We start from the raw sequence: 20,674 nt of genomic DNA on the forward strand, positions 1-20,674 counted from the left end.
TAACTAAGCGCTTTTTTGATTAGTATTCAAACACAACACGAACACCTTCTGGGATAGTGAAGTCTTTTTGTAGTAGAGAGAGTTCACCGGATTGACTGTCACGTGCGTATAATGACACATTATCAGTATCTTGGTTAGCTACCACCAGGAACTCTTGATTAATATCCCAATTCATATCTCGTGGAAATTCACCTTCGGTGCTAATTAGCTGAATTCGTTCAATTTCTGAACCTTCATTAGCAATTTTGAAGACGGCAACAGAATTATGACCTCGATTTGAAGCATAAATAAATTTACCATCACTACTTAAACGTAGGGCAGCTGAGCCGTTATGTGCTGTCCAATCGCTGGGAATAGTAGATGCCGTCATAACATGTTCGAATGAGCCATCCTCTTTGTTGTATTTAAGAACACTCAGTAGACTAGACAGCTCACCGAGTAAGTATGCGTACTGTCCATCGGCTGAAAATCTTATGTGGCGTGGACCAAATCCTTCTTCTGTATGGAATCGAGAAGCTTCTAATAAACTACCACTGTCGTTAACATCAAAAGTGATAACTTCATCAGTACCAAGATCAATGGCAACAAGACGCTTATCCGGTGTAAGGTTGGCAAAATGAATATGTGATGAGCTTTGTTCAGGTCGGGGACCTGAACCGCTATTTTTCCAAGTATCAACAAGCGTTAAATTACCATCAGGTTGAATGCGATATGACTCTACTGTTCCGCGATGGTAATAACCTGCAAAAACTAATTGTCGTTCTTCATCAACACCAATATAAGCTGGGGCTGATCCTTCACTTAACTGTGAGTCAATTTCCGCAATGGGGCGGACTGAATTATCCAGTGTGACAATACCACCCTGACCGTCACGATTCTCAACGGCGTAAACTTTGTTCGCCTTGGATAATGCCAGATAAGTTGGATTTGTTAACTCGTTGATGAATGTTGGATTTTGTAACTGCTGTGATTCAGTATCTAATTCAGCTTGATAAATACCCTGTGAAATACGTTTTGTATAGGTGCCAAATAAAATCTTATATATTGCCATTTTTGTCTCCTCAATAAACTATTAACATTATACCACAAATGTAAGGGGTTTCACAAGTTGAGAAACAATCAGACATTCAGTATAATATAATTAGCGAACAAATGTTCAAGAAAGGTTACTATGAAATTTATTCATGCAGCAGATATCCATCTGGGCAACCCATTCATTGGATTAGACCAAACACTACCTAGTCAATTTAAAAAAAGTGTTCAACAATCGACGTTAACAGCGTTTAAAAGTTTAATTAATTCATCTATTACTGAAAATATTGATTTTTTGATTATCTCAGGTGACTTATACAATGCAGCTCAAAATAGTCCTCAAATTCAAGAGATTGTTAGTCAACAGTTCGAACGTTTAAATAGTGCTGGTATACCTGTTTATTTGAGTTTTGGAAATCACGATTTTGAAGCGAATAAACAAAATCATCTCTCTTGGCCAGAAAATGTGCATGTGTTTGAACAAAATGTTGAAACAAAATATTTAACGCTTAAAACAGGGGAAAGTATTGCTTTGACTGGATTTAGTTATCAAACACAACGTCAGACAAAAAAAATAATTAATGATTTTCCGGTAAAGATGCAGTCAGTAGATTGTCAAATTGGCTTGTATCATGGTGCTGTTGGCATAGATGGTGATCCGTATGCGCCATTTAGCGTGAGTGACATGTTGCAAAAAAATTATGACTATTGGGCGCTAGGACATATTCATATGCGGCAAACGTTAAATAATCAACCTTTTATCGGTTATTCCGGTGTATTACAAGGTCTTAATCGTAAAGAAATTGGCGAGAAAGGTTATTATTTAGTGACAAGTAAAAATCATGTATTAGTACCGGAGTTTTATGATATTTCGCCAATTATTTGGGAAGAATTAATCTTGTCGGAAGTGAGTGATGAGCTTGACTTAATTAATCAAGTATTAAATTATAAACATAATAAAATAACTTTTTTATCAGTCAAAATTACAGCAGATTTAGATGAGACAGTCATTCAACGTTTAGCGAGCGGTACGACATTGGAAAAGTTACGTGAAAAAGCATCGGTTAATCTGTGGGTAGTAAATTTAACAATCACTCATGAATTGTTGACATTGCTTGCTTCAGATAATATTGATCAAAAATATTGGCTAGAATCATTTGAAAAAATTTTCTCTGATTTTGTCATATCAGACTATGTCTCTAATCAAGCGCCAACCTTTGTTCGTGACTATTTTATGGGTGAAGAAGGAAAAAGCAGTCTGCAAAATAAGATGCAACAATTAATACAGTCTCGAAAGGTATGACAAATAATGAAAATAAAACAAATAGACATTAGTGGCTTTGGACGCTGGTCACAAAAAAAATTTGATTTTGTCAATGACTTGCAAGTAGTAGCTGGTCAAAATGAGTCTGGTAAATCAACATTACGTGCGTTTATTGTTGGCATTTTATTTGGTTTTCCGTCCAAAAAGAGTAGTATAAATGTTTATGATCCAAAAGATGGCAGTCAGTATGGTGGTAGTCTCATCGCTGATTTTAATAATATTGTTGTTAAAATTACGCGTCTTGGCAGAATAAAATCAGAGTTAACAATAACGTATTTATCTAATCAGTTAACTATTGTAGATCCTGAAAAATGGCTAACAGATCAATTAGCACCGCTAAATCGAGATATATTTAACAACATTTTTAATTTTAGTCAGCAGGATTTATCAAAAATATCACAGTTAAAAGCAATAGATTTACAAAAATTGTTGTTAAATATTGGTGCTGTTGGGAGTTCAGGTTGGCTTGAAGTCTCTGCCGATATTGAGAAACATGCAGATAAGCAATTTGCACAGCGAGCAACAGGAAAACGGCCGTTGAATATTGCTGCTAAGCAATATGAAGCACATAGTCATTTATTATTATCTAAAAATGAAGAAATGGTGGCTTATGTCGCTGAGAAAGAAAATATTGAAAGACAAACGCAAATCTTATCTCAAAATTATGAAGAAGTTCGTAAACTAACGCATCGCGTTCAAACTAGTCAAACAGTGATGCAAAAATATCAACTATATCAATCAGCTCAGTTATTGAAAAAAAACATGATAGTATCCGTACCACCAGTCACAGACACCGATATAGCCGCATTTCAACGGTTAAAAATTGGTATTGATATGCATCAAAATAAAATAAGTGAATTGAATACATTAATTAAAAAAATGCCGCAAACAACAGATTCTGTTGAAAAGTATGATGCAACCTCAGAATTGGCAAAAATTCAGATTGCTGAACGCCATTTACAGGAATTAATTAACCAAAAATCTTCAATTATGGCAGATGAAAAGCATCTGAGAGACCGTTTTTCAAATAAAAAAGTACCAGAATTATTGTCGAGTACGGAACAAAAAATATTGACTAACAAAAACAAAAGTATAATCACGCTATTAGTTGGTATTTTTATTGGTATCGTAGCTTTTTTCACTATCAAACCAATTGTTGTCGTGGCGCTATTAATAATTGTATATGGTTGTTATCTTTTCTACACACGTCGTAAATTTCTAAATAAGATACAAAAACGTTATAATATGATGTCCATTGCAGATATCGAGCTGATGCAGTCAAATATTAAGCAATTCTCTGATTGGCAGCATCAACTCGTGGCGATAGATGCAGATATTTTGGAGAAACAAAACAAAATTATGGCACAGTTATTGCCAATTGCTGATCATTTTCAAGTGCAATTAAACGATGATGTCTTTGAGGCTGTGATTATAGAACTCATGCATATTAATGATCAACAGCACATGCAGTCGCAAAATAACGCCGTAATGATTGCGCAAAAAAATCAACAAGTTTTAACAGAGATTAAACAACACCAGGAACAATTGGCGCAGCAATTATCAGATCAGCAAAATATACTACAAAAATATCATGTGCTAAATGAGCAAGAATTACTAACTTTAAAGCAAAATTATGTTGATCATATCCGGACTAAACAACGCTATGATGATATAATGCAACAAATTGAACCTGAAACGATGAATAAATTACAAGAAGTGACCGATGAAAAAGAATTAAAGAAACAATTGATATTATTGCAACATCAATTAGAACAGAAACAACGTACTGGACTAAGTTTACAGGCACAGTTATCAGATATGCAAGCACAACAGAAACAACGAACCAGTGACGACCAATTTTTGACGCTACAACAAAATTTGGCTGATGAACAGACGAGCTTGATTGATCAATTTGGGGATTTCATAGCAGAAAAAATGGGTGTTAAGTGGATTGATCAGGCTTTGCAACTGGCAACACAAAATCGTTTTCCAAAAATGCAACATATTGCTACAGATTTTTTTAAACGTCTTACTGGTGGTAAGTATGTAGCTATTCAATTTGTTAAAGATGATTTGAATCTCATTAGCTCAGCAGGTCAAAAATATCGTGTAATTGAATTATCAACGGGCGCACAAGAACAATTATATGTTGCACTACGGCTGGCTTTAAGTATTGTTATAGCAGATATTATAGCCGTACCACTATTGATTGATGACGGTTTTGTTAATTTTGATTCGATACGAAAACAAACGATGATTGATATTTTGCAAGAAATTGCTGAGGAACAGCAAATTTTTTATTTTACGACGTCATTATCACATAAGGCGAAAATTAATGTGATAAACTTGTAACAAGAGGTAGTGTATGACTAAATTATTAACAGAATACATAGATACAGAGCATATTGATTCCTTTGCGTTAATCAAAAGTGCTGATATTCGTTTGACAAAAACTGGAAAAACTTATTTAAATTTGCTCTTTTCTGACCGTTCAGGTGACTTACCTGGTAATCTTTGGGATGCATCAGACGATCAAATAAAATCATTGATACCTGGGCAAATAGTCAAATTACAGGGTGTACGTGGGGCTTATCAGGATAAACCACAAGTACAAATTACAAATTTACGTTTGTCAGAAACTGGTGAGCCAAATAATCCGACAGATTTTATGATTCATGCGCCAGTTAAAGAAGGTGAAATGAATGATGAATTAAGTGATTTTATTTTAATGATAACCAATCCAACATGGAACCGGTTAGTACGCAAGATTTTTTCGTTGTATCATGACCAATTTTTACGTTTTCCTGCAGCAAAGTCAAATCATCATGCTTTTGCCGGTGGATTAGCGTTTCACTCATTATCCATTGTTAAATTAGCTAGAAGCGTTGTGGCGCAGTATCCACAATTAAATAGCGATTTATTGATCACTGGCGCCTTGTTGCATGACCTAGGAAAAACAATTGAATTGTCTGGACCAATAGCAACACAGTATACACTTGCTGGTGATTTAATAGGCCATATTACATTAATTGACGAGCAAATTGTTTTAGCCGCCAATGAATTGCACTTTGATCTTCAATCTGAAGAAATGATTTTAATACGTCATGTTGTTCTGGCTCATCACGGTATTTTAGAATATGGGTCACCAGTTCGTCCTGCTGTTATGGAGGCGGAAGTTTTACACCAGTTAGATGAAATGGATGCTGGGATTCAAATGATGACTGCAGCTCTCAATAAAACAGAGGCAAAAACGTTTTCGGATCGTATTTTTGGACTTGATAATAGGAAATTCTACAAAATATCAGAATAAAATAAAAATGCGTTACAGCTGTTGGAAGCCGTAACGCATTTTTGGTTTACTTAGATGATGAAATGCCTGCAGTCATGTAACTGTTTAAAGCATTTTTGAGTTGAGAATCTTTGACATTGACGTTTTCCTTGCGTAAAATTTTACCAATGATAGTTTGAATTTTGGTTGTATTTTTTTGATCATTTAAGGATGTTGAGACAATTTTGTCTGATAACTTACTACGGACATTGTTTAAACTGGGCTTAGTCGTTGTCTTATTTAATTGAATGACATAGAATCCACCGTTTGAACCGGTAATAGGAGAATCTGAATAGTCATTTGGCTTGCTTAATTTAAATGCAGCTTCTTGAACAGCTGAATCGACGCTTGTGCTTGTTGAGTCAAATGAAGGTAGTTGACCATTCTGTTTGGCATATGTTTTTTCAGTTGTGTATTTTTTATAAACCGTATTCCAACTATCACCAGACTTCAATGCCTCAATGGCTTGTTTAGCAGAATTATCATCTTTAGCAGTTATCATGGAGATAGTGATATTTGGATGGTAGTCTTTATATGCCTGATTGATCTGCTTATCTGTCACTTTATAGTTCGCTTTGATGGCAGCATTCATGACTAAATTATTTTTGATGTTCGTTTTGAACTGATCCTCAGTTGCATTGTTTGATGCTAATACGCTTTTAAATGAATCACCATATTGTGCTTTTTGTGTATCATAAGCATTTTGAATGTCTGCCTTTGAAACGTTACCACCATATTGATTATCAAGAACTTTGTTAATCGTCATGTTGGCAAATTCTTGTTGGCCAGCTGATGATTTTTTGACATCATTGATAAACTGTTTTTCTGTAATTTTTCCTGAGTCAGAGGTCATCAATGTTTTTGATGAGTTTAAACTCAAAAATACAAGGCCCCCGATAAATATCACGGTAAGTAGACCCCAAATAAATTTACGCATGTTGTGTTTCCCTTTTCTGATTAGTATTTGAATAGTTTACCACAAAAAAAAATATTACGCTTTAAACTTTGATAGTTCAGTATTGAGATGATCCATTGTTTTCTGAATACGGTCCAAATGTGGCTTATTCTTAAAATTCATTTTCTCGATATCGATTTGAACATCATCAAGAACAGTTTGTGTATCGATTAATTGCTTAGACAAAATTTGTTGTTGTGATTGTAATTTTTTTGTTAATGCGGCAATTGTTTTAATTTGTGCGATTAATTGTTTGAAATCATCAAAAAGCTTCATGTTAGTCCTTTCTAAATTGTGCCGAAATGGCGTCAGCAATAGCTTGATATTTGTTTGCAGAAAAGTCTGCACTATGATCAATTGTTGGCGCAAGGGTAGAGGTAAGACCATCATCGTCATAACGAGGTATGAGATGCCAATGAGAGTATAGAACAGTTTGGCCTGCTGATGGACCATTATTAGATTGTATGTTGAGACCGCTGATTTTTGGATTGCTGTTTTTGATGGCGCGAGCAATCACAGGCAACTTTAAGAGGACTTTTTGAGCCATGGTTTCGTCATATCCAAAAATATCATCAACATGTTTTTTGGGTACAACAAGTGTATGTCCGGGTGTTACCTGTGAAATGTCCAAAAATGCCAATACGTCGTCGTCTTCGTAGACTTTATAACAGGGTATTTCGCCAGCAATAATTTTATCAAAAATAGTCATGTGTGAACCTCATTTCATTTTGTTACTTTCATTATACCAAATAACACATTATGCCTGTTATAATAGATTGTATGGGATTAAAAATAAAAAAAATATCCGGCGGCTATGTCGGTAACTCGGTTTTGAAAAATGTATCATTTGAAGTTGCTGATGGTGAAATTGTTGCCTTGATCGGTTTAAATGGTGCAGGAAAATCGACGACTATTAATCATATCATTGGTGAACTACACCCGCAGCAAGGAACAATTATGTTAAATGATGTTTATTTATCACAAGCACCTACTGCTTTTAAGTCTCAAATCGCTTACATTCCTGAGCAACCAATTTTGTACGATGAATTGACTTTGGAGGAACATTTACATTTAATGTTGTCAGCTCATATGATCGATAATACTGTGACATGGTCACGTGCTTTTGAGTTACTCAAATTATTTCGTTTGGAAGATAAATTACATTGGTTACCTACGCATTTTTCAAAAGGTATGCGTCAAAAGGTGATGTTAGTTGCTGCTTTCATGTTAGATGCGCCATTATTAATTGTCGATGAACCATTCTTAGGGTTGGATACATTAGCTCAAAAAGATGTTGTTCGCTTGATACGGGAGCAAGCAAAAAAGGGTAATAGCGTGCTAATGACAACACATTTATTGGCTTCTGCTGCAAAATTTGTTGATAAATTCATTGTACTGCATGAAGGCACTGTTCAATTTATTGGGACACCTCTAGCACTGGCAGATGCGCATGGGTTGACATTGGATAATCTAGATGATTTTTTTGACTTAATGCATGAGACTATAAATGATGAAAATTAATGACTTATTTGTGCAGCGTTTTGTGCGTGCACAAAATATTAATATTAAATATTTAAAATTACTCTTTAACGATCATTTCGTTGTCTTTCTTTTGATTGCTTTTGGCGCTAGTGTTTTGGGTTATCGACAATTAATTTTGTCCCCACAGCTTACATTAATCTGGCAATCAGCATGGTGGCAATTATTTGATGTGCTGTGGTTAATCATTGGGTTACAGATGGGAACATTAGTAACTTATTTTAAACCAGCAGATCGTCTTTACTTATTGAGTAATGATTATTTTATTGCAAAAAGTTACATGAAGCGCAGTATTGAGGTTAGTACAGTATTTGCTTCAGTGTGGCAAGTAATATTTGTGATTTTATTGGTACCTGTATTCTGGCAAACTCATGTTTTTTCATTCTGGCGTGTAGGCACCTTATTATTATTTACGTTGAGTTATAAATTGTTATTGTTGCTATTATTACGCGATAGTCTGTTTTTAAAACCACGTGTTAATCTGTTGAAATACCACAGCAGAATTAAGTATGTACTGTTTAATGTCATCGTGCCTGGAACAATAATGACACTTATTTTGCAATTGCCATCAGAATCTATTTGGATATTTGCTTGTTCATGGCTTATTGTAGCCAGTGTATGCGGCTACTTTTTTTATATCGACGACAAAAAAGCGGGACAATTAGCGCTTGATTGGACAAAAATAGTATCACAAGCAATAGAACATGAACAACGCGTGTTACATTTTTATGCCACTTTTGCTGAAGTACCACACCAATCAAGGACTATTAAGCGTCGAAAATATCTTGACTTTATGATCCGAAAATTGACAAAACAGCACCAGGTCATGTATCGTTTATATCTCATACGTTTAATACGAGATACTGAGGTGTTACCATTACTAGTGCGGTTAGAATTGGTTGGCGCTGTTGTTATGTATGCTTTACTGCGTGCCCCTATTTGGCTCATTGCCACAATTGCTGCAATGACAATGTATCTCATCATTTTTCAAATGATACCAATCTATTCAAATACTAAACAAAAATTGTGGACACAATTGTTACCAATAGACGAAAAAGCAAAACAAAAATCGTTTCAACAACTTGCAAAACAAGTGATGTTTATGACGACAATTTTATTGGCAATGGTTAGTTTGTCACATGGATGGTTGACCGCAATTGTCGTCATAATTGTTATGTATGCTATTGGCATTTTCTTAAACAAACAATATATTCCTAAAAAAATAAAATAAATAACAGAAAGTAAACGTGTGGCAGTGGGGTCGGTGTTAACTGCCACGCGTAGAGAAATAATATGCATCTTAGAGCAAAACCTTGGGCATCTGCTTGGTTAACAGCGCATTCTGACATTGTCATTGATCAAAAACAGGCAACAGAACAGATTGGCAAATGGCAAATGTTATTTGATCAAAAAAACCCAATTCACATTGAAATTGGTTCTGGAAAAGGACAATTTATTCTTGGTATGGCACTAGCACATCCAGAAATAAATTATATTGGTATGGAGATTCAAGAGACAGCAATAGCTATTGCTGCACGTAAAAGTTTTGAACAGGTTGGAAAACTGCCGAACTTGCGCTATATTTATGGCAATGGTAATGGTGTGGAAACGTACTTTGAAAAGGCTGAAGTTGCCAAATTATATCTTAATTTTTCTGATCCATGGCCGAAAACTCGTCACGAATCACGTCGATTAACCTACAAATCTTTTTTAAAGTCATATGAGGCTATTTTACCTGAAAAAGGCGAAGTAGAATTTAAAACTGATAACCGTCATTTATTTGAATACTCGATGGTCAGTTTCGTGAATTATGGTATGCGATGGTCAACGAATGACTATTCTTTAGATTTACATCAAGATGATGAAAAAGTTTTAGGTAATATAGAAACAGAGTATGAACAGAAGTTTATGGCTAAAGGTCAACCTATTTATAAGATAAAGGCTCACTTCTAGAGCGACAAGAATTACAGGATATTATATAAACAAAAAACAACGTCTAATTTAGGCGTTGTTTTTGCTTTCTGGGGACATTTGGGGACTTGAAGATAAAAACTTTAAAGCCATTGTACTTTGTTCTGTCTCTTTCTCTTTTAACATGTGGGCATAAACGTCTAATGTTATACGCGTATTCTTATGACCTAAGCGCTTGGAAACATAATCAATAGAAACATCGTTGTATAGTAGAAAACTAGCGTGAGAGTGCCTTAAATCGTGAAATCTAAGGTGTGGTATATCAAGAGCATCTATAATATCTTTTAACCGTCTGCTAAATTGTCTGTTGTAATAGTGAGAATATAAAGGGAGGTAGTCAGAATTGTCGTGTAGTAATTTCGAAAACTGCTCTGTGATAGCTATAATTCTATGCGATTGCATGTTTTTAGTTTCTGTCAATTTTTGCACGGCTATAGAATAAGATTTTGTGATGCGGTTTGTTTTCAGTGTAATATTTATTGTACTAATAAGGATTCTAATAGGTCAGGTGACAGTATCGATGATCAGTAAACATTGCTCTGATTATGTAATTACATGGCGATGTTTAAGACATATTGTAATTAATATGAACTGGTAGAACAATAAAGCGACATAAATGACGGTTATCCGTCGTACATAATATTAAGGAGCCAGACGAAAAATGCAGTTACTACCTGATATAAATGAAGCAGCAACGATTAGAGATGTCCGTCAGTTTTTCGAAGTGGAGGTGGAACGGATTGCCAGAATAGCTCATGAAGATATGGGTGGTTTAAAGTCACCAACTATGTCAGATATGCCACGGTCAGAAACATTTGGTAATTCAGTTGAAACTCGGTTGAATAAGCAAATCGAGGCACGTATGTTGTTTGATAAGATAAAAACTGCAATTAGTTTCATCAAATATCCCTACCGTCAGATACTCGAGACAAGGTATATTGATGGCATGAATTGGTTGGATATGGGGAGTCAGTTTCAATACTCGTCTAGACAATTAATGCGCAAGCGCGATCTAGCCTTTTTGTATTTTGCCGATACTTTTGAAGAGGTGCATGATTTTCATATTTACCAGTAGCTGAAAATGTCGCACGCGTGTCTGTTGAATGGTGGTATATTGGTATTATCGAATGATTACGAAGAGCACATCTTGCACGCACATTTTGGTTCTATATTAGATATTCACATGAGCAAGTAGCATACTTGATGTTCAGAGTATTTGGCTAAGGTTTAGAGTTCGATATGCTGCTTGCAAAGAATAAATAGCATTTTCAATACATGATAAGTCATATCCTTGTATCTGTTTTATATTAATTTAAAACTATTCTTGCATTATCCTTAAAATTGTTGTTAAATCTTAATAAGTAGATTAGAAAGAGAATAATGATAAATGGAAGAAAAAGAGATTACGAGTGATACAGTTTTAACGGACGTAAAAACTGTGGCAACAATGTTGAAAAAAGCAGGTGCAGACGTTAGATTATACCTTTTATGGAAAAATAAAAAAGAAACAATGTTTAGTTATGCTGAAACAAGTAAAGAGATTAAGGACTCGTTTAAAAAAAGGTGGATGAACGATTATAATGATGATAAAAATCAAGAAATTACTCAGTTTAATGTAGGCATGGAAAAAACGGATCATTTGATGTTTTGCAGTTCTGAAGAATTTCCTTTGATGAAAAAACATGTTGAAAAAACCAATACAGAAAATGATCCTAAACAATTTGTTGAAGATTTGTCTACTATTAGACCAAAATTAAATCTTGTAAGAGGTTACTGTGCACATATTTATACTGATGAAGAAAACTTGTATCTTTTTGGTAGCACTAATACTTTCAATAGCCTAACTAAATCGCGAGGGTTTGGATTGATTGGAAATGTTGGAGACAAAGAAATCACTAAATTATCGGATGATGATTTGATAATTGGATTCAATCCAAAAACTACTTGCTATATACACAATAGTGTTTGTGTAATAAAAAATAAAAAAGGATTTGAAGACTTATTTGGATTATTAGAAGAATATAAAAAGTTGGCAGAAGAAACAATAAAATTATTTTCGAACTATCCGGAATTTTATCAAGGAATCGAAAATTTCGAAGACGACCTGAATAGAAGACCTATCTTATATAGGTCAGTAGTTAATTTTGGAAAAAAAACTGGTATCATAGAAAGCGTTTCACAGCACTTGGATGAAATTAAGATGATTAAAGAAAACGATGCCTTTAAAGCGAAGTATAAAGATTTAAAAATAAATGACAAGGGAATAGTTTATACTAGAAGTTCACTTCCATTATTTTTATCTTTACTTAATGAAGAGCCGGTTAAATCCATAATTACAGGAAATGAATTTTTTGCAGAACACTAATATCCTGACAAAGGTGGGCACATGATAAAAATACAATTATTCTTGATATCATATATTCCTTTATATGGGTTAGTATATTTGCAATTAGTAGCTGATAAATATTTTCAATATCAAAAAAATTTTAAGTCAAATAAAATCTTAAATAACGTTCTTCTGATTATAAATGAAAATGCTGTTTTTGGATATTATATCCTAGCTCTTATTTTATTTCCTTTGCTATTTTTCATTATATACCTTGGTTATAGAATTAAAAAAGATAAGGGATCTGATCAACTTATAAATCGAATAAAAAAATCAGATGACAACATTATTAGTTATTTGATGACTTATGTGATTCCTTTTTTGACGGCCGGAATAAACGTTAGCGCTCCAATAGTAACAAATTTTGTATTGTTTCTTATAATAATGATCATTTACATTCGAATGGATTTAGTATATCTTAATCCTACCCTGATATTGGTAGGGTACAATATTTATATAGATAGTAATGATGATATGAAATACCTTACACGAAATTCATCGCAAGCAATACAAACCTCAAGGCAAAATCATGAAAAATTAAAAGTTACCAGAATTACTGATAGTTTTTCGTACATCGCAAAAAGAAAATAAACTGCACGTTAGTTTAAATCTAACGGCGGTTTTTTAGTACATAAAAATAAGTGGTCAAATTTGGGAACTTGAAACAACTACGCAGGTTGGACCTTTTGCATGGAGCGAATTATGAATGATGAAGAACTAATACGAGAGCAACGGAAACGCAATAGGCACATACGCGATGCCACAGATACCAATACATGCAGATGAGGTCAAGCGTGAGAGTGTTGCAAGGCATGCAAGAGCACGTGTGCAGATTAGAGCGGAAGTCGTTGATAACCGCAATATTGATTATAAGAGCCACATGGCGTGGTTAAGGAGATAAATAATTAACTAGTGTTAATTATGGTTGAAAGAATGTAGTATTTTTAATCATTTCATTATACAGCGATCCCTATTTCAATTTCATTCGTGTATAATATCTCGTGGAGATGAATTTTAATAAATAATAGGGAGTACTACATTCATGAAATTGAAAAACATTGTAATATCTGTAACTGTGATTTTAGCGGTGATTGGTGGTTCACTCGTATACATCGGTCACAATAGTGACACAGATCAAAAAGAAAATCACACAACTAAAAAAAGTGACAGGTCTAAATCAAGCTCAAGTTCTTCAACAAAGGAAGCCGCCAGCGAAAGCCAATCAGAGAATAATATTCTCATTTCAAGTGGAAAAGACTACGGTATTCAGCTATATCATGGGATGCCTGGTGCGGGTGCTCTAACTGCTAAACCAACCGCAATGACCAAAATGCTTAATAGAGAGACAGTCATAGATGTTGTCGCCTCCACTCCGAATATGAATCGCGGAAAATTAGTTAATATTGTTGCTGCTGGCGATAATTGGGAACTTGAAGTATCAAATAATAATACACAATATAAAGTTAAAGTAATGCATGCTCAAGATAATAAGGGAGCTGTTGTAGTCAGTACGGAAGGTGCTGATACTTTATTCTATGGTTTTACTATTCCTGAATCATTGTATGTACCATACAGGCAAGCAGAAAAAGAAAAAGCTGATGCGGTACATGATCAGTTAGTAGGAAAAAAATATAGAATCTCACCATCATTGTATGATGGTGAGAATACCGATCAAGCAATGAATGAACAGAAAGCCCCACAAAATTTAGCTCACGATGGTATACAAGATATCACGTTTATTACTGACTCCGTGGTACGTGTGAAACGGAGCGGTTCTTATAGACCTGATAGAGATGTTTCCTATACTCTGAACGCAACCACGTTGAGTTTTGATTACCAAAATATCCCCTATTCATTAATTAATGGTACTGTTTCATTCGACTCTTGGACAACTAATATGGACGGGCATACTGTTACTTGGACTATTACTCCTATGAATTAAATTTCAAAGTGCATAAGCGCTTTTTATTTTGCACTAAAACATTGAAAGGAGGTGCCGTAAATGACATGAAATTAACACCGAAACAGAAGAAGTTTGCTGATGAGTATATCAAGACTGGAAACGCTACGCAGTCAGCTATTGAAGCGGGTTACAGCAAGAAGACTGCAAGAAGTGTTGGCAGCGAAAACCTGACAAAACCTGACATATTTGAGTACATAGCTAAGCGAATTGAAGAAATCGATAAAGATAAGATCGCAGAGCAAAAAGAGATATTGGAGTTTATGACTCGTGTCATGCGCCGGCAAGAGATGGAACAAGTAACTAATGTGCTTAAAAAACCTGTTGTCTTAACTGTAACAGGTTCTGGTGATGATAATACTTATGAAAAGATCGTCAACGAAGAAGTTCTTGAAGTAACGGAAATTGCAGGTAGTGTGGGGGATGCAGTTAGAGCAGCAGACCTTCTTTCAAAAATTATAAAGCCAGCTAAAGAAGAGACATCATTCGAAGAGGATAGGGCTCGCAAGATGAAAGCTGATGCTGATCTGGCTGAAAAGAAAGTCGAGTTATTGAATGGTGGTAGCGGTGAGATAACTATCAATGTTAAACCGTTCGAGGAGGACATGTAATGTCTGAAATTGAATGGAATTTACCAGAAATGGTTAGTAAAGCATACGCGCCACTTTTTAACAGTAAGAAGCGCTACATTGTCTACAAAGGTAGCCGTGGAAGTGGTAAAAGCGAAGCAGAAGCCACGAAGGTCATCTACGATATACTCACGAAGTCATACGTTAATTGGTTGGTGTTGAGGCGATATGCCAACACTAACAGACAATCAACATTTACATTATTACAAAAGGTTGCTAATCGCATGGGCGTTGGCAGCCTTTTTCAATTTAACAGCTCACTACCTGAAATAACGTATAAACCAACAGGGCAAAAGATACTGTTTCGTGGTGCTGATAAACCATTGTCTATTACATCTATATCGGTTGAAACGGGTAATTTATGCCGATTATGGGTAGAAGAAGCCTATCAATTAGAGTTAGAAGATGCGTTTGATACAGTTGATGAATCAATGCGTGGCATTATTGCAGATCCAGACGGTTATTACCAAACAATAAATTGGGAAACATATGCAGCGATTGAATTTGGCGAGCGTGTCACTTCTCAAGAAGATTTCAACAAGTCATACGGCGCTTATATGTGGTTGACTCGTAAATTAGCAGACGAAGCAGGAGCAAATTATGATCTCGATGACAACGACGTTATTGAGATCAAGACGCACAACTTTGCTTCGCGTACCGGACGTGGTTCAGACCATGTAGTAGATCCTATTGCATTTTTGGCGAAGTGAAGTATTTGTTATGATCAATTAGAGGAAGACTCAATTAACGGTTTGGAGGAAAAATCTATGGCACAACCTAAATTGAAAGATGGCGATAACATTTGCCTAACAACAAAGGCAAGCACTTCTGCATATGGTACAGCGTTTGAATTGCATAAATCAAATTCTAACGACGCTTATCGTGTGGCGTTTTGGTATAACAATGCCATTGTGTTTTGGAATATTTTGGAACAAGATTTACAAATTAAATAGACAAACCACCTGTTAATTAAAATAGATGGCTTTGTGTTGTTTATTATGAATGGTCAATATTCAACGAACTTTAATTTTGAACGCACTAAAAAAGCCCAACTGGATAATTTCTGGTTGGGCTTTTTTGTGTTTTGGTAAGACATACTATTGTTTTTGTGCTATTATTATTGTGGCGATAAAAAACAGGTATGGAAACAATAAGAAATCAAGGTTCAACTCCTTGGACCGCCATTCCAACTTGTCTGTTCTGATGTCGTCCATCCTGATAACATTGTGTACTTCGATAATTGCTGACTGCATTTCACGTTTAGTTGAAGAAGGAGTGACTATGGAAAAGGTAAAATATTTAATAACATTTGGTGCTTTGCTTATTGTGGCGGTTCTGGTGATTAAAAGCACCAATATTAATTAGAGTCAGTGTAATAGCTGATTTTTTATTTGCAAATAAAAACAAATGTTCGTATGATGCCATAGAGGTGACATTATGAATTACGACGACCAACTTATCAAAAAAATTAAGGAACGATTCATTAAAAAGATAAACACACTATATTGGGTATGTATCGTGTATCAAAAATACTCAAAGAAAATTAATGTATATTTTCAGTTTTCTAAAATAGATACGGCAATACATTCTGGACAAATCGCCAAATATGATGAACAATATAAAGAACGAATGGCTGGATTATCTAAACGTATTAAACATGAAACAAAACCGACTAGAAATTAATTTAGTCGGTTTTTGTTTACCTGATAATTACTATTGTATTCTGCAATTTCAATAATCATTTTATCGCATGGTGCTGCTAGTTTTGTGTTTGCACAACACATGAAGTATAATTAAGCAATAAATAAATTAAACGAAAGAATGAACATGTCAAATCAACAATTATTTACGCAACTAAAACAATTGGCAAAATTAGTTGAGGGGAATAGTGTAACAGTACCAGCTTTTTCTAAAGAAAGTAGGACGTTGTTAAAAGACAAAGCAACCCGTAACTCGAAATTTGATTTAATTATAAACAAAAAGGGTCATAGAAACAAAGACATATTCTCACTTGTAATAATGTCAAGTAATTATCCAGATAAGATAATGATGCGCTTAGATTATTCAGGATCATCTCATAAAGGTGTGGAAACACCTCATGTTCATATATTTGATGAACAGCATGATTTTGGAAGTAAAGCTATTTCTTTACAAAATTTGTCGAGTATTATGATTAATCAATACATGGATGCATTAACTTGGTTTTTGAAAGAAAATAGTGTTGATATGTCGGGAGTACAAATTCAAGAAACTATTGTTTAGAAAGGAGCAGAACTATGAAACTTGATACAACGTTGTTGTTATCTCAATACCTGGATTGGTTAAAAAATAAGTATCGCATAAAAAATTTGGAAGATTCTAACCAAATAATTACTCCTTTTACAAACGCTATCGGTGATAATATAAATATATATGTTGATAAAATAGATGAAAAGCATTTTCTTTTAAGCGATGATGGAGAAACAATAAACGATTTGTCCTTAAACGGAATCGAATTAACAACTACTCGTAATCAAATGATCGATAGAATATTAATCGGCTCTGGCGTTCATAGAGTTGATGATGAATTGACTATAGATGGTGTTTCATCTGAATTTCCAGAAAAAAAGCACTCACTATTGCAAACAATTCTAAGAGTAAATGATTTGATGATGACTCGTAGGAATAATATTGTCAATCTTTTTTCAGAAGAAGTCACGGATTTTCTAAAAGAGAACGATATAATAGGGACGAGTAAAGCTAAATTCGCAGGTATTTCTGGTTTGAACTATACGATTGACTATACAATTCCGGCCAGAAAAAATAGGCCTGAAATGTTTATTCAGTTTCATAACCACTTGACATTTAGTGCGATTACTAATTCTACGTTTATTTTTGAAGATATTAACGAGCAAAGACCATTAGAAGTAGGAGACAAACCAATTAATAAAATAATTGCTAATACTGAAGATTATGCTATTAGTGACAAAGCATTTCGTGTTGCTGAATCCAAGAATATTGAAATACTTCCGTTTTCTGACAAAAACAAAATTTTAGCTACTCTACATTGATTATAATAATATTCTTTCATAAGTAGCATTAATTAACTCTTAATATAACAAATAAACACCACGTAACTTAATACGTGGTGTTTATTTGTTAAAATCAATCGATAAATTGGGGACATTTTGGGGACTTGCTACTAATATTCAGTTGTTGTTAACATTCAAAAAGCTTGATAAATCAACAATTAATCAATACATAACAGTGTTGATTAACTAATTTTTCGCTGAAACAAAATATGAACAGAAGTTTATGGCTAAAGGTCAACCTATTTATAAGATAAAGGCTCACTTTTAGAACGACAAGGGTTACATAGTGTTATCTAAACAAAAAACACGATTAAAATTGATGTGAATCTAGAAAAGGGACTTACATCTGTTCTCGTTAATCAGAACGGCCCCGTGCGTTTACGCGATTTATCAGACTTAACTCTTCAAAGATTAAGTTTTTTTATTTGCGATGAGTTGACCAAAGCAGGTAACATATGGCAATGATTGCTAATAGTGCGAAACTACCATATATAATCAAAAATATTAATTTGATATGAAACAAGCTGTACCTTAAAAAATAATTCATTTCTCCAATATCCTTTCGTCTATGTACGCCCGAGAGGGCATGTTATCGTTGAGCTCTTCTATAGCCATTTGCCTGAGCTTCAGCTTCACTACCAAAATATATAGCATTTGCTGAGTTCATATGGTATCCGGCTTGACCAGGAACATGATAAATGTGAGACCTTGCGTTACCGATAATTTGTTGACTAGTGCCTGTGTATACTTGTGTTGTGTCTGTTGCGTTATTTTGAGAAGCAGTAGTTGCAGCAGCATTATCATTAGATGCTTTTTCTGAATTCGATAGTGACTGCGCTTCGGATATCGAAGCAGCCTGTGACACTCTGACAGTTTCCTGACTTGATTTTTCAGCAGCGTCCGAACTAGCCTTTTCAGATGATTCAATACTTGCTTGTTTTGCTTTTGAACTTGCAGCAGCCTCCGAACTTGAAATCGCCTTAGAATTAGCTATACTAGCTTTTTCACTTGATTCGCTAGCAGATTTCTTTGACGACTCGCTTTTTTTCGAAGCACTTGAGGTCGGTTTACTGTCTTTGGTGGCGTTATTTGCGGTAGCGACGCCACCCATTAAACTAACAGTTAATACGACAAGCGAACCAATGATAGCCTTCTTAAACATTGGAAAGGGCTTATGCTTTAATCTAGCAATAAACCAATAAATTGCAATTCCGATACTAGCTAAAAATGAAAAGAAAAAAATAAAACCAAATAATATGCTCATCCCTAAAATCTCCTCAAACCTTTTTATGTGGTTGTTCAGCACATAATGCTAAATAATTAAAAATTGGATGGCATGTTTCAGCCAAACTTGTCACACCAAATGAGTGCGCAGTAGCTACTTTCTGCAATGTCGCGACAGTAGGTTCCCTGATAGTTCATGAATATATTGATTTTTCACCAATACTTGCCCTAATAGCAACACCAGTTAATGATAAATCACGTTTTTTTGAAACTTCTCTTATCGTGTCTATTAGCGTTTTTCTTATGTAAAACAAGAAAAGTATCACATACAGTAATAAATTATTGAAGAGTGTTTTAGATAGTATTGTATTTAATCTTGTAAGTTAATTACGCAAACAAAGAACAGGTAAAACATTACCAATTTTGACGAAAGAATATGTTATAAAATGGTTTATTGGGATATGTTTACTCTGTGATTATAGTACTTCACAGAGTAGTTGGAAAGTAAAACTTACAAATATTATTACAACAAATAATACTAAGAAGGAAAACATGAGTGTAAAAGAAGTTATTCAAGTACTGAAAGAAGACGTTATAAGTCTGTTCTTCATCTAAAACCAAGGAAGTTAAAATCTGATATGTTGGCGCCTTAAAGTCACCAACTATGTCATATAGGCCACGATTTGAAATATTTGGTAATTCAGTTGAAAGTTGGTTAAATAAGCAAATTAATGCACGAATAATATTTGATAAGATAAAAACAGCAATTAGTCTCATCAAATATCCTTATTGTCAGATACTCGAGACAGGAATGTTGGATGGCATGAATCGGAGTAAGTTTCAATACTCACCTAGGCAATTAATGCACAAGCGTGATCTAGTCTTTTTGTAGTTTGCTGATACTTTTGCAGAGGTACATGATTTTCATATGTATCAATAACTGAAAATGTTACATTGATGCTGCAAGCGTGTCTGTTGGATGATGGTATATCGATATTGCTGATAATTAACGAAGGCGTGGTTATTGCGCCGTACACTAATTTTACTTTTTGCAAGATTAATGATATAATTTATTAGTCAACCCAGTGATTTTACGATCGCCATATTTCATTTATCTAAATTGAAGTATATTCCAGGGGCTGACGTACATAGTAAAGTAGCAATTAGAGAGACACCTTTATTGGTGTTTTTATTTTGCCGTTAAACAAGCGTATCCATGAGTCGACACATATAAAACTTTAAGGCACAGCTCATA

The 20,674-nt window shown here is 34.5% G+C and carries 22 protein-coding genes and 1 pseudogene; 17 read left to right on the forward strand and 6 right to left on the reverse strand.

Going from position 1 to position 20,674, the window contains the following annotated elements; genetic code table 11:
• Positions 1-19: 19 nt before the first annotated feature.
• Positions 20-1,051, reverse strand: a complete 1,032-nt coding sequence (locus tag LEGAS_RS04080) for a lactonase family protein (RefSeq protein WP_013231483.1) — start codon at positions 1,049-1,051, stop codon at positions 20-22.
• 120 nt (positions 1,052-1,171) lie between these two features.
• Between LEGAS_RS04080 and LEGAS_RS04085 the strand changes: the two genes are divergently transcribed.
• The 3 genes from LEGAS_RS04085 to LEGAS_RS04095 are packed head-to-tail and all read left to right on the forward strand — an operon-like array spanning position 1,172 to position 5,666.
• Complete coding sequence (locus LEGAS_RS04085; protein WP_013231484.1) at positions 1,172-2,335, forward strand: metallophosphoesterase family protein; 1,164 nt, start codon at positions 1,172-1,174, stop codon at positions 2,333-2,335.
• Between the two features lie 6 nt (positions 2,336-2,341).
• Positions 2,342-4,708 carry an ATP-binding protein gene (locus LEGAS_RS04090; protein WP_013231485.1) on the forward strand — a complete coding sequence of 789 codons (2,367 nt, stop codon included), beginning with the start codon at positions 2,342-2,344 and terminating at the stop codon, positions 4,706-4,708.
• A gap of 13 nt (positions 4,709-4,721) precedes the next feature.
• Entirely contained in the window at positions 4,722-5,666 is a 945-nt protein-coding gene (locus LEGAS_RS04095) for a 3'-5' exoribonuclease YhaM family protein (RefSeq protein WP_010391304.1), read from the forward strand.
• Between the two features lie 46 nt (positions 5,667-5,712).
• On the opposite strand, the gene LEGAS_RS04100 is transcribed toward LEGAS_RS04095, so the two are convergent.
• Genes LEGAS_RS04100 through LEGAS_RS04110 form a run of 3 tightly spaced genes read right to left on the reverse strand, consistent with a single transcriptional unit; the run spans position 5,713 to position 7,348 of the window.
• Positions 5,713-6,621: a peptidyl-prolyl cis-trans isomerase gene (locus LEGAS_RS04100; protein WP_013231486.1), complete on the reverse strand. Its 909-nt coding sequence runs from the start codon at positions 6,619-6,621 to the stop codon at positions 5,713-5,715.
• Between the two features lie 54 nt (positions 6,622-6,675).
• Positions 6,676-6,915 carry a hypothetical protein gene (locus LEGAS_RS04105; RefSeq protein ID WP_010391306.1) on the reverse strand — a complete coding sequence of 80 codons (240 nt, stop codon included), beginning with the start codon at positions 6,913-6,915 and terminating at the stop codon, positions 6,676-6,678.
• Position 6,916: 1 nt separating this feature from the next.
• Positions 6,917-7,348 carry an HIT family protein gene (locus tag LEGAS_RS04110; protein WP_010391311.1) on the reverse strand — a complete coding sequence of 144 codons (432 nt, stop codon included), beginning with the start codon at positions 7,346-7,348 and terminating at the stop codon, positions 6,917-6,919.
• A 71-nt stretch (positions 7,349-7,419) separates the two neighbouring features.
• On the opposite strand from LEGAS_RS04110, the gene LEGAS_RS04115 reads away from it, so the two are divergent.
• From LEGAS_RS04115 to trmB, 3 genes are all read left to right on the forward strand, one after another.
• Entirely contained in the window at positions 7,420-8,160 is a 741-nt protein-coding gene (locus LEGAS_RS04115) for an ABC transporter ATP-binding protein (protein ID WP_010391313.1), read from the forward strand.
• A complete protein-coding gene (locus LEGAS_RS04120) occupies positions 8,147-9,409 on the forward strand; it encodes an ABC transporter permease (protein WP_224127276.1) in 1,263 nt (420 codons plus the stop codon). The genes LEGAS_RS04115 and LEGAS_RS04120 overlap by 14 nt, the downstream gene beginning before the upstream one ends.
• Positions 9,410-9,471: 62 nt before the next feature.
• Positions 9,472-10,131, forward strand: a complete 660-nt coding sequence (gene trmB / locus LEGAS_RS04125; protein WP_013231488.1) for a tRNA (guanosine(46)-N7)-methyltransferase TrmB — start codon at positions 9,472-9,474, stop codon at positions 10,129-10,131.
• Between the two features lie 48 nt (positions 10,132-10,179).
• Here the strand turns inward: trmB and LEGAS_RS09885 are convergent, their stop codons facing one another.
• On the reverse strand, positions 10,180-10,551 hold the full coding sequence (locus LEGAS_RS09885) for a tyrosine-type recombinase/integrase (protein ID WP_010391317.1): 372 nt from the start codon (positions 10,549-10,551) through the stop codon (positions 10,180-10,182).
• Positions 10,552-10,810: 259 nt separating this feature from the next.
• Here LEGAS_RS09885 and LEGAS_RS04130 point away from each other — a divergent pair, with 259 nt between their 5' ends.
• The 11 genes and pseudogenes from LEGAS_RS04130 to LEGAS_RS10185 all read left to right on the forward strand — a co-directional run.
• Positions 10,811-11,224, forward strand: a complete 414-nt coding sequence (locus tag LEGAS_RS04130) for an ArpU family phage packaging/lysis transcriptional regulator (RefSeq protein WP_010391319.1) — start codon at positions 10,811-10,813, stop codon at positions 11,222-11,224.
• Between the two features lie 312 nt (positions 11,225-11,536).
• Positions 11,537-12,514 (forward strand): Kiwa anti-phage protein KwaB-like domain-containing protein, encoded by a 978-nt coding sequence (locus LEGAS_RS04135; protein ID WP_013231489.1) that lies wholly within the window; start codon positions 11,537-11,539, stop codon positions 12,512-12,514.
• 21 nt (positions 12,515-12,535) lie between these two features.
• On the forward strand, positions 12,536-13,126 hold the full coding sequence (locus tag LEGAS_RS04140) for a hypothetical protein (RefSeq protein ID WP_013231490.1): 591 nt from the start codon (positions 12,536-12,538) through the stop codon (positions 13,124-13,126).
• 451 nt (positions 13,127-13,577) lie between these two features.
• Positions 13,578-14,477, forward strand: a complete 900-nt coding sequence (locus LEGAS_RS09755) for a hypothetical protein (RefSeq protein ID WP_013231491.1) — start codon at positions 13,578-13,580, stop codon at positions 14,475-14,477.
• A gap of 65 nt (positions 14,478-14,542) precedes the next feature.
• Positions 14,543-15,106, forward strand: a complete 564-nt coding sequence (locus LEGAS_RS04150) for a terminase small subunit (RefSeq protein ID WP_010391335.1) — start codon at positions 14,543-14,545, stop codon at positions 15,104-15,106.
• The gene (locus LEGAS_RS04155; RefSeq protein WP_010391337.1) at positions 15,106-15,834 is read left to right on the forward strand and encodes a phage terminase large subunit; all 729 of its coding nucleotides are present in this window, start codon (positions 15,106-15,108) and stop codon (positions 15,832-15,834) included. The genes LEGAS_RS04150 and LEGAS_RS04155 overlap by 1 nt, the downstream gene beginning before the upstream one ends.
• Positions 15,835-15,891: 57 nt before the next feature.
• Positions 15,892-16,077 carry a hypothetical protein gene (locus tag LEGAS_RS04160; RefSeq protein ID WP_010391341.1) on the forward strand — a complete coding sequence of 62 codons (186 nt, stop codon included), beginning with the start codon at positions 15,892-15,894 and terminating at the stop codon, positions 16,075-16,077.
• Between the two features lie 484 nt (positions 16,078-16,561).
• Complete coding sequence (locus tag LEGAS_RS04165) at positions 16,562-16,807, forward strand: hypothetical protein (protein ID WP_013231492.1); 246 nt, start codon at positions 16,562-16,564, stop codon at positions 16,805-16,807.
• A 144-nt stretch (positions 16,808-16,951) separates the two neighbouring features.
• Positions 16,952-17,386, forward strand: a complete 435-nt coding sequence (locus tag LEGAS_RS04170) for a DUF6978 family protein (protein ID WP_010391347.1) — start codon at positions 16,952-16,954, stop codon at positions 17,384-17,386.
• 14 nt (positions 17,387-17,400) lie between these two features.
• Positions 17,401-18,174 (forward strand): DUF1828 domain-containing protein, encoded by a 774-nt coding sequence (locus LEGAS_RS04175; protein ID WP_010391349.1) that lies wholly within the window; start codon positions 17,401-17,403, stop codon positions 18,172-18,174.
• Between the two features lie 220 nt (positions 18,175-18,394).
• Positions 18,395-18,463, forward strand: a pseudogene (locus LEGAS_RS10185) (tRNA (guanosine(46)-N7)-methyltransferase TrmB); the annotation flags it as partial.
• 321 nt (positions 18,464-18,784) lie between these two features.
• Here LEGAS_RS10185 and LEGAS_RS04180 read toward each other — a convergent pair.
• A complete protein-coding gene (locus LEGAS_RS04180) occupies positions 18,785-19,459 on the reverse strand; it encodes a sunset domain-containing protein (RefSeq protein ID WP_013231494.1) in 675 nt (224 codons plus the stop codon).
• Positions 19,460-20,674: the final 1,215 nt, after the last annotated feature.

This window comes from Leuconostoc gasicomitatum LMG 18811, from assembly GCF_000196855.1.
Lineage (GTDB): Bacteria > Bacillota > Bacilli > Lactobacillales > Lactobacillaceae > Leuconostoc > Leuconostoc gasicomitatum.